Origin of the sequence: Novosphingobium sp. (assembly GCF_024642085.1) — a bacterium.
In the GTDB taxonomy this organism is placed as follows: Bacteria; Pseudomonadota; Alphaproteobacteria; order Sphingomonadales; family Sphingomonadaceae; genus Novosphingobium.
In genome coordinates, this window is record NZ_JAHEBV010000048.1 from 1 (window position 1) to 10,048 (window position 10,048).

10 protein-coding genes and 1 pseudogene are annotated in these 10,048 nt (G+C 62.7%); 10 read left to right on the plus strand and 1 reads right to left on the minus strand.

The genetic code is table 11. The features are described from left to right. The first annotated feature begins 240 nt into the window (after nucleotides 1-240). From Q0L62_RS12555 to Q0L62_RS12590, 8 genes are all read left to right on the plus strand, one after another. Entirely contained in the window at nucleotides 241-1,350 is a 1,110-nt protein-coding gene (locus tag Q0L62_RS12555) for a GAF domain-containing protein (RefSeq protein WP_296680346.1), read from the plus strand. A 111-nt stretch (nucleotides 1,351-1,461) separates the two neighbouring features. Continuing rightward, a complete protein-coding gene (gene rpmI / locus Q0L62_RS12560) occupies nucleotides 1,462-1,665 on the plus strand; it encodes a 50S ribosomal protein L35 (RefSeq protein WP_296680350.1) in 204 nt (67 codons plus the stop codon). Nucleotides 1,666-1,678: 13 nt separating this feature from the next. Then, a complete protein-coding gene (gene rplT, locus Q0L62_RS12565; protein WP_296680353.1) occupies nucleotides 1,679-2,038 on the plus strand; it encodes a 50S ribosomal protein L20 in 360 nt (119 codons plus the stop codon). A gap of 175 nt (nucleotides 2,039-2,213) precedes the next feature. After that, a complete protein-coding gene (locus Q0L62_RS12570; RefSeq protein WP_296680356.1) occupies nucleotides 2,214-3,104 on the plus strand; it encodes a helix-turn-helix domain-containing protein in 891 nt (296 codons plus the stop codon). 68 nt (nucleotides 3,105-3,172) lie between these two features. Beyond that, nucleotides 3,173-4,069, plus strand: a complete 897-nt coding sequence (locus tag Q0L62_RS12575; RefSeq protein ID WP_296680357.1) for a helix-turn-helix domain-containing protein — start codon at nucleotides 3,173-3,175, stop codon at nucleotides 4,067-4,069. A 93-nt stretch (nucleotides 4,070-4,162) separates the two neighbouring features. Further along, a complete protein-coding gene (pheS, locus tag Q0L62_RS12580) occupies nucleotides 4,163-5,254 on the plus strand; it encodes a phenylalanine--tRNA ligase subunit alpha (protein ID WP_296680360.1) in 1,092 nt (363 codons plus the stop codon). A 14-nt stretch (nucleotides 5,255-5,268) separates the two neighbouring features. Then, nucleotides 5,269-7,776 carry a phenylalanine--tRNA ligase subunit beta gene (gene pheT, locus Q0L62_RS12585; protein ID WP_296680363.1) on the plus strand — a complete coding sequence of 836 codons (2,508 nt, stop codon included), beginning with the start codon at nucleotides 5,269-5,271 and terminating at the stop codon, nucleotides 7,774-7,776. A gap of 32 nt (nucleotides 7,777-7,808) precedes the next feature. Then, on the plus strand, nucleotides 7,809-8,429 hold the full coding sequence (locus Q0L62_RS12590; RefSeq protein WP_296680365.1) for a GNAT family N-acetyltransferase: 621 nt from the start codon (nucleotides 7,809-7,811) through the stop codon (nucleotides 8,427-8,429). A gap of 13 nt (nucleotides 8,430-8,442) precedes the next feature. Here the strand turns inward: Q0L62_RS12590 and aroC are convergent, their stop codons facing one another. Further along, entirely contained in the window at nucleotides 8,443-9,510 is a 1,068-nt protein-coding gene (aroC, locus tag Q0L62_RS12595) for a chorismate synthase (protein ID WP_296680371.1), read from the minus strand. A 58-nt stretch (nucleotides 9,511-9,568) separates the two neighbouring features. Here aroC and Q0L62_RS12600 point away from each other — a divergent pair, with 58 nt between their 5' ends. Together Q0L62_RS12600 and Q0L62_RS12605 are read left to right on the plus strand one after the other, a co-directional pair. After that, nucleotides 9,569-9,880 (plus strand): antibiotic biosynthesis monooxygenase, encoded by a 312-nt coding sequence (locus Q0L62_RS12600; protein ID WP_296680368.1) that lies wholly within the window; start codon nucleotides 9,569-9,571, stop codon nucleotides 9,878-9,880. Then, nucleotides 9,877-10,048 (plus strand): annotated as a pseudogene (locus Q0L62_RS12605) (arsenate reductase); the annotation flags it as partial. The gene Q0L62_RS12600 and the pseudogene Q0L62_RS12605, both read left to right, overlap by 4 nt.

A 10,048-nucleotide genomic window follows, 5' to 3' on the forward strand; every position in this document is an offset into this window, starting at 1 on the left:
GCGTCGTGCTGGACCATTGCAATCACCGCGCGATCAAACCGGGGATCGCCCATTCCGGGCATGGCGAGCAGCAAACGCCCGGCAAGGAAAGTCGACTCAATTTCCGTCACACCGATCGAGGTGCGCTGTGCATACGCATTAGGCAAGCGGGAACGCCGCCGCGGCCGTTGACGAAATGCCATGCCCATCACGCACGGCAAGCGGTTGCAAAGCGGCAATTTTACACCTAGCCCGCCCCCAATGAAGGCAATTACCCATGGAGAGGAACTACGGCGGCTGGCGGCGCTGCGAAGTTTTGCCGTGCTCGACACCGCAGCGGACGCCGATTTCAACGCAATCACCGATCTGGTCGCGCAAATCTGTCAGACACCGATCGCGCTTGTCAGCCTGGTCGACGAACACCGGCAATGGTTCAAAGCCCGCACCAATTTCCATGAAACCGAAACTCCGCGGTCACAAAGCATCTGTGCGCGGGTCATGCACGAAGGTGGATTGGTCGAAATCCCCGACACACACCTGGATCCGCGCACCAACGACAACCCTCTGTGCCTGGCCGAAGACGGGATACGCTTTTATGCGGGAGCCCCTCTGGTTGCCGAAGACGGTGCGGTGCTTGGTATGCTTTGCGTGGTTGATCACCAGCCGCGGCGGATCAGCCAATTGCAGCGGCAGACTTTGCTGGCGATGGCACGCCAGGTCATGGTGCTGCTTGAACTGCGCCGCAATGTGGAACAGTTGCAGACCTTGCGGCGCGAGATTGACCACCGGGTGAAAAACTCGCTCGCTTCCGTCATGGCCGGCGTGCGTACGCTGCAGCGCCGCGCAGCAAGCGACGATGCCCGCATGGCGCTCGACGCGGTCAGCGCCAAACTCATCGCTCTTACAGCCCTGCACGAGGAATTGTATCTTGGCAGCGATTCCATGCGGATCGACCTTGCCCGCTTTCTGCACCGTTTGGCGGCGCCGCTGTCAGACCTGATGCCGCGCGGAGTGAAACTTGAAGTGCAGGCCGATTCGCTTGAAGTATCACCCAGCGAAGCCAATCTGATCGGTCTTGTGGTCAACGAGTTCGCGACCAATTCCGGGAAATATGCTTTTGAAGAAGACTGCGGCGGCACCATCATGGTCACGGGTCGACGCGATGGCCATGCCTATACTGTGGTTTGTCGTGACAACGGCTGCGCCGATGCTGCAACGCTGATGCAGACCGAAGTCAGCGACGGTCTTGGCATGCGCGTCATCCGCGCATCGCTGTCCAGCCTTGGGTCAAAGGCGCACTGGTCGCTCGCCTCGCCCGGATTGCAGCTTCGCTTCGACTTCTCGGTTATGGGCACGCAGGACCTTGCCTAATTGCGGCAAGTGGTCTAACCGCGCGCCCTTCATTGACACGGAATCGATGGCTCGCCTGGCCAACTAGGGCTGCCAGGGCGAGTCGGACGTGTCTCAAACAAGGAGACGAAAATGCCCAAGCTCAAGACCAAGAGCGGCGTCAAAAAGCGCTTCAAGCTCACCGCTACCGGCAAGATCAAGCACGGTGCGGTCGGCAAGCGCCACCGCCTGATCAGCCACAACGCCAAGTACATTCGCCAGCATCGCCGCACCGACACCATTTCGGATGCCGATGCCAAGGTGATCAAAAAGTGGGCGCCCTACGGGCTGAACTGAGGAGCGCTAGACAATGAGCCGTATCAAACGGGGTGTTACCACCCGCGCCAAGCACAAGCGGATTCTCGACCAGGCCAAGGGCTATCGCGGTCGCCGTAAGAACACCATCCGCGTTGCGCGCCAGGCGGTCGAAAAGGCCGGCCAGTACGCGTACCGCGACCGCAAGGTGAAGAAGCGGTCCTTCCGCGCTCTGTGGATTCAGCGCATCAACGCTGCGGTCCGCGCCGAAGGCCTGACCTATTCCCAGTTCATCCACGGCACCAAGCTGGCCGGGATCACGCTGGACCGCAAGGTCATGGCCGATCTGGCAATGAACGAAGGCGGTGTTTTCAATGCCGTGATCGCCCAGGCGAAGGCTGCCCTGCCGGCCTGAAGCCAGCGCACACGCTGACAGGATCGGGCGCGGACGGCATTGCTGTCCGCGCCTTTTCTTTTTTCTTTCCAAACCGGTGCTTTGCGCGCGTCGCCCCTTGCCGCAACTGCCCGCTTCGCGCAGACTGATATTTTCGGGCAGCGTGCCGCGGAATAGCGCAGGGGCCAATATCTTTATGATCCCGCACAGTGTTGGCGACCGTGTGGCCGTGCGCTTCTTCATGCCTTCGCCGGCCCTTACTCCCTACATTTCGACCTACTACCTGACCGAAGTCAGCGTTCCCGAGGGCGAAGTGATAGACGACTATCTTCATCCGGAATGGGGCAACATCCGTTTGGCGCGCAACGACAGCTGGCAAGCGGCGATTGGCAGCGATCCGCTGCGCAGCTTACCGCACCTGGTTGCCACCGGTCCGTCGAGCTATTCCTCGCGCTTCATAACCGGCACGGCGCGGATCTGGGGCATCGGGATTCTGCCGCTGGGCTGGACGCGGTTTTTTGACGTTCCGGCATCGGACTATGCCGACCGGTTCTGCGATGCTTTGATCGATCCCGTGTTCAGCGCCTTTACGCCCTTGCTTGGTTCGGTTTTCGGTGATGAGGACGATGCGGCGGCCGAAGCGATGCGGATCGACGCCCACCTTCTTTCGGTCCTCGATAGCCGCGCTGCCGTGGCCGACGCGAATCGCGTGCGTGCCGCCCATGCCGCCCTTGTCGATCCCGCCACCGCTTCTGTCACCGAACTGGCCGCGCGAATCGCCATGTCGCCGCGTTCGCTCGAACGCCTGTCGCTTCGCACTTTCGGCTTTCCGCCCAAGCTTCTGCTGCGCCGCCAGCGGTTCTTGCGCAGTCTGGCGCAGTTCATGTTGGACCCCTCGCTCAAGTGGATCGCGACGCTGGACTGGCAATACGTTGATCAGGCCCATTTCGTGCGCGATTTCAAACGCTTCATGGGTATGAGCCCAAGCGCCTATGCCGCGCTTGACCATCCTGTGCTGCGCGCCGCAGCCCAGGCCAGGCGCGCTGCGGCGGGAGAGGCGGTACAAGCGCTGCATAGGCCTGCCTGACCATCAGCTTGCATACCCAGCTGCGGTCAGGCAACCTCTTGCAATACAGGCCAAGGGGGTAACCTTCGGTGTCGCCGGATCCGATGATCGACGTGCGGTTTCATACGCCGCCGGAAGACTTGCGTTGCTATTTCACCACGTTCTACGTGTCGCGCGTACACTTGCCCGAAGGCGAGTGGATCGAGGATGCCTTGCAGCCCGAATGGGCCAATCTGCGGTTTTTCGACGGCGAAAGTCCGGTCTCCTGGTTTGATGGACAGTCTCAACTTTCCGGCACCAATTTTACCGCCACCGGCCCCAGCAGCAAAACCTGTCATTTCAAGCTGGGCGCGACCCGTTTTTGGGGGATCGGCCTGTTACCGCTGGGTTGGGAGAGATTTGTACGCCTGCCCGCCGCAGCACATTGCAACCTGATGGCCGACGGGCGCACGCATCCCGCCTTCGCCCCATTTGTCCCACTAGCGGATGGACTGTTCGGGACCGAACCGGACGAACAAGCAGAGCTGGCCCGGATCGTCGCATTTTTTCGCGCACTGGATAATGGGCCGCAAGCAGATGCCGCGCGCATTCAGACAATCCACGCCGCGCTGGTCGATCCGCAGATCGATACCGTTGCCCACCTGGTCGAGCGCGTTGGCATTGGCCAGCGCACGATCGAACGGCTGTGCCGCCGGGTATTCGGTTTTCCGCCCAAACTGCTGCTGCGCCGCCAGCGTTTCATGCGGAGTTTGGCGCAGTTCATGCTGGACCCTTCGCTCAAATGGATCGGCGCAATCGACAGCCAGTATCACGACCAGGCCCAGTTCGTGCGCGAGTTTCACGAGTTCATGGGCATGACCCCGGGCGAATACGCCGCCCTGCCGCACCCGGTGCTGGATCACTTTATGCATGAGCGCGCCCGCATCCACGGCGCGCCAGTGCAGACCATGGATTCGCCTCACGGGACCGTGATCGGCGCAGATTGAGCCAAGGCAGGCAAGTTTTTCCGTTTTGCACGCGCGTCGCGGCTGGCTAAAGGGCGCGCTTGTCTAACCGCCAGAAGACGGAAACCAATACCAGTGGACCATGCAGCAACCGGTGAACAGGCGCTGGCGCAAATCGCCGCCGCGCAGGATTTGGGCGCGCTGGAGACATTGCGGGTTGCCTTTCTGGGCAAGCAGGGTTCGATCTCGGGCCTGCTCAAGACCCTTGGTGCCATGTCGCCCGACGAACGCCAGCGGATTGGCCCGCAAATCCACGCCCTGCGCGAAAGCGTGACCGAGGCCCTGGCCGCACGCAAGGACGCCCTGGAAAGCGCCGCCTTGGCGCTACGTCTGGCAAGCGAAACCGTCGACTTGACTTTGCCCGCGCCAGAAGCGCCGCGCGGTTCAATCCACCCGGTCAGCCAGGTGATGGACGAACTGGCCGAGATTTTCGCAGACATGGGCTTTTCCGTCGCCACCGGCCCCGAGATCGAGGACGACTGGCACAATTTCACCGCGCTTAACATTCCCGAAAGCCACCCGGCGCGGGCGATGCACGATACGTTCTATTTCCCCGACAAGGACGGCGATGGCCGCGCCATGCTATTGCGAACCCACACCAGCCCAGTGCAGATCCGGGCCATGCTTGATCAGGGCGCACCGATCCGGATCATCGCGCCTGGCCGGGTATATCGCAGCGACAGCGATGCCACCCACACCCCGATGTTCCACCAGATCGAAGGTCTGGTGATCGACCGCGGCATTCACCTGGGCCACCTCAAATGGACGCTCGAAACCTTTCTCAAGGCCTTCTTCGAACGCGATGACATCGTCCTGCGCCTGCGCCCCAGCTACTTCCCCTTCACCGAACCATCGGTTGAGGTCGATGTCGGCTATGCGCGCGATAACGGCGCAGTCGGCGGATCAGGCGATGAGCCCGGTCGCGGCTGGATGGAAGTACTGGGCAGCGGCATGGTCAACCGCAAGGTAATCGCGGCGGGCGGCCTTGATCCTGATGAGTGGCAGGGCTTCGCGTTCGGCACTGGAGTCGATCGGCTGGCCAAGCTGAAGTACGGAATGGAAGATCTGCGCGCCTTCTTTGACGGCGATGCCCGCTGGAACCGTCACTATGGCTTCAACCCCAACGACGTACCGACTCTGTCGGGCGGCGTCGGTACTGCGGCATAAGGAGGGCGCGGATCATGAAGTTCTCGCTCTCCTGGCTCAAGGATCACCTTGAAACCGAAGCCACCGCCGAAACGATCGCCGAGAAATTGAACGCGATCGGACTGGAAGTTGAATCGCTGGATGATCCGGCAGCGCGGCTGTCCGGCTTTACCGTCGCTCGTGTCCTGACTGCTGAGCGTCACCCCAATGCCGATAAGCTGCAGGTGCTGAGCGTCGATACCGGATCGGGCGAAGCGCTGCAGGTGGTCTGCGGTGCGCCTAACGCCCGAGCGGGCCTGGTCGGCGTTCTCGGCCTGCCCGGCGCAGTGGTTCCGGCGGGCGGGTTTGAACTCAAGAAAAGCGCGATCCGCGGCGTCGAATCGAACGGTATGATGTGCTCCACGCGCGAGCTGGAACTGGGCGACGATCACGACGGGATCATCGAGCTTCCTGCCGATGCACCGATCGGCATGCCCTTTTCCCGCTACCACGGCAGCGATCCGGTGTTCGATGTGGCGATAACGCCCAACCGTCCCGATTGCATGGGGATTGACGGGATCGCACGCGATCTGGCGGCGGCGGGACTGGGCTCTTTCCGGCACAAGTCAACGTCCTATCAGCCGATCAGCGGCAGTTTTCCCTGTCCCGTCAAGATCACGGTCGAACAGAACAGTGGCTGCCACGTGTTCTGGGGACGGGTCATCCGCGGCGTCAAGAACGGCCCCAGTCCGGAATGGCTGCAGGCCCGGCTGATGTCAGCCGGGCTGCGGCCAATTTCTGCGCTGGTCGACATCACCAACTATTTCTCGGTTGATCGTGCGCGGCCACTTCACGTTTATGATCTGGCCAAGCTGCAAGGCGGGATAACCGTCCGGCGCGGACGCGCGGGCGAAAGCTTCCTGGCGCTCAACGACAAGACTTACACCGTAACTTCCGAAGATTGCGTGATCGCCGATGACAGTGCGGTGCTAGGTCTGGGCGGGATCATCGGCGGAGAGGATACCGGCGTCTGTGACACGACCGCCGACATTCTGCTGGAATGTGCCTGGTTTGATCCGGACTGGATCGCCCGGAGCGGCCAGCGTCACGCTGTAACAACCGACGCGCGCCAGCGCTTTGAACGTGGTGTCGATCCCATGATGCTGTCGGTCAGCATCGAAACCGCAGCAAAGATGATTATCGATCTGTGCGGCGGTGACGTTTCCGAACCGGTCATTGCCGGGCAGTTCCCGGCAGACGGTTATCCGGCTGTGCAGCTTATGGTCCCTTACAGCCCGTCACAGGCCCTGACCCTGGGCGGGGTCGACATTGCACCCGAAACGCAGCGCGGCATTCTGGGCCGGCTGGGCTTTTTGACGCCTGATCCAGACAGCCTGGAAATCTGGAACGACGCTGCACACAAGGCCCAAGCGCTGGCAACGGTCGGCTGGGATGATGCGCTGGCGAAGCATCCGGACAGCTGGCTGGTCCGAGTGCCAACCTGGCGCCCGGACATAGTTGGCTGGCCCGATATCGTCGAGGAGGTCGTCCGCATCCACGGTATCGACCGCGTGACCAGCACCGCCCTGCCCCGCACCGACGGTGTCGCGCGGCCTACCGCAACCCCGGCGCAAAAGCTGGAGCGAAAGGTGCGCCGCGGTGCTGCTGCGCGCGGGCTAAGCGAACTGGTCACCTGGTCGTTTCTGCCTGAGGCCGAGGGAGAGCATTTTGCGGAGGGCAGTGGCGGCCTGTGGATGCTGGCCAACCCGATCAGCGAGGACATGAAGGTCATGCGTCCCTCGCTGCTGCCGGGCCTGCTGGCGGCAGCGCAGCGCAATCTCAATCGCGGGGCTGCGGGCCTGCGTATTTTCGAACTTGGCCGCCGTTATCTGCGCGGGGACGCCGGGCACAGCGACGAGCGGTTGACGCTGGGCATAGTGCTGGCAGGCGAAAAGACGGCGCGCGGCTGGGCCGCCGGGAAGCCGCAAGCGTTCGACGCGTTCGACGCCAAGGCCGAGGCACTGGCCCTGCTGGCCGAGGCCGGTGCCCCGGTCGACAACCTGCAAGTGATGGCTGAGGCCGGGCCGCAGTTTCATCCCGGCCAGTCCGCCACGCTGCGGCTTGGTCCCAAAACAGTGCTGGCCCGCTTTGGCATGGTCCATCCGGCCACGCTGAAAGCCTTTGACATCGATGTGCCGGTTGCGGCAGCCGAGCTGTACCTTGATGCAGTTCCGGCGCGCAAGGGTGCGCCCGGTTTCGCCCGCGCGGCTTATGCCCCTCCGGCCTTGCAGGCCGTAACCCGCGACTTTGCTTTCCTGGTCGACGCTGCCTTGCCGGCAGGTGACCTGGTTCGCGCGGTCAAGGGCGCAGACAAAGCCAACGTCGTTGCAGTGCGCGTGTTTGACGATTTTCGCGGGCAAGGTGTCCCGGATGGCCAGAAAAGCCTGGCGATCGAAGTCACGCTGCAGCCGGCGGAAAAGAGCTTCACCGAGGCCGACCTGAAAGCCATCGCGGAACGGATAACAACCGCTGCGGCCAAGCTGGGCGGAATCCTGCGGGGATAGCCACCCTTGGCCGATACGGTTACGCTGCCAAAATGGCAGCATCTGCGGATCCCGGCCCGATTGACGATGTCATCGTCCACACCCGTCTTGAGGATGGACGAAAGGTGTGCCTGCGGGCTGTGCGGCCCGGTGATGGTGTGCGGCTGCGTGATGGTATCCAGCAACTTTCCCAGGAATCGCGCTATCTGAGGTTCTTCTCGGTCGCGCCCGTGCCGCCCGATCATGTGATTGAAAAGCTGGTCCGGGTGGACGGCCATCGGCACCTGGCCTGGGGTGCGATCCTGAGCGATGACCCTGAGGAAACCGCCATTGGCGTGGTCCACGCGATCCGCAGCGACGAAGCGCAACCCCGGGCAGAGTTTGCGGTTGGCGTGCTGGACGCTTATCACGGCCAGGGTCTGGCCCGGATGCTGACCGCAGTGTTGCTGATCCATTGCCAGCACGAAGGAATCGCCGCCCTCGATGCGCAGATCCTGGCGGAAAACGCGCCAGCCATCGGCTTCATCCGGTCGCTGGGCGGCGAACGATGTGCGTCAGAAAAGGGAGTGGCCGACTTTGCCCTTGGTGTGGGGCCAGCGCTTCTAGCGCTGCAAGCAAGCGATGAGCCCGCCGGGCTGGCCGCTGTATTTGAAGGGCTTGGCGCGTATTTGTGATGGCAGGCGCGGCCTAGCCGCACTGCCCCCGGTGCAGCAGCATATGATCGGCCAGGACCAGCGCCATCATTGCTTCGACAACCGGCATCCCGCGGATGCCGACGCAGGGATCGTGACGGCCTTTGGTGCGGATTTCGGTCGCCTGACCGTCGCGGCCGATGGTTTCCACCGGAGACAGGATCGAACTGGTCGGCTTGAACGCCACGCGGACCTTGACCGGCTGGCCGGTGCTGATCCCCCCGGCGATCCCGCCCGCATGGTTCTGGGCAAAGAGAGGCCCATCGTTGCCGGGCCGCATCGGATCGGCGTTTTGTTCACCTGTCAGCCGCGCGGCGGAAAAACCGTCCCCAATCTCGACGCCCTTGACCGCGTTGATGCCCATCATTGCCGCGGCCAGATCGGCGTCGAGCTTGCCGTAAACCGGGGCGCCCCAGCCGGCCGGAACACCCGTAGCCAGGCATTCGACCACCGCGCCGACCGAGCTTCCCGCCAGCCGCGCATCGTCGACGATCTTTTCCCAGCGAGCAGCCGCCAGACTATCTGGACAGAAAAACGGATTGTTGCCAATTTCGTCTGGGTTGAAATTAGCCATGTCTATCGCATCGCCGCCGATTTCGGCGACATAGCCCACAATCGCAACTTCGGGGATGACCAGCCGCGCCACGCCGCCAGCCGCCACGCGAGCCGCTGTCTCGCGCGCGGATGAGCGACCGCCACCGCGGTAATCGCGAAAGCCATACTTGGCATCGTAAGCATAGTCGGCGTGACCGGGGCGGTAAGCCTTGGCGACTTCCGAATAATCCTTTGAACGCTGGTCGACATTCTCGATCATCAGCGAGATCGGGGTGCCGGTAGTCTTGCCTTCGAACACGCCGGACAGGATGCGAACGGCATCGGGTTCCTGCCGCTGAGTGGTGAACTTGGACTGGCCGGGCCGACGGGCATCAAGGAACGGCTGGATCGCGCTTTCATCAAGCATCAGTCCCGGCGGGCACCCATCGACCACGGCACCCAGCGCCGGCCCGTGGCTTTCGCCCCAGGTGGTGAAACGCAGCAAGCGGCCAAAGGTGTTGACGGACATGGCCACGGCTTTGGCGCGTGATTGCGCCGCTGTCCATATCCGGTTTAGGAGGTGCGCCATGTTCCTTGTTGTCTTTCGTAACCGCAAGCGCGCCGATATCGATGGCGCGGCCTATGCCGCCGATGCCGCGAGGATGGAAGAACTTGCCCGTGCCCAGCCCGGTTTTGTTTCGTTCAAAAGCTACACCGCCGACGACGGCGAAGTGATCGCCCTGTCAGAATGGGCCGACGCAGACGCGGCGCGAGCCTGGGGCAGCCAGCCCGATCATGCCCGCACCCAGGCGCGCGGGCGGGCGGACTATTACGCCGGTTACACGCTCTACACCTGCGAAAACCCGCGCACACACCGCTTTGAAAGCCCCGCCTTGTGAGCATAACGCTGTACGGCATCCCCAACTGCGACACAGTTAAGAAAGCACGGGCCTGGCTGGATACGCGCGGCGCGGCCTACACATTTCATGACTACAAGAAGGCCGGAATCGACGCTGGACACCTGGGTGAATGGATTGACCGAGCCGGCCTTGACGTGGTGCTTAACC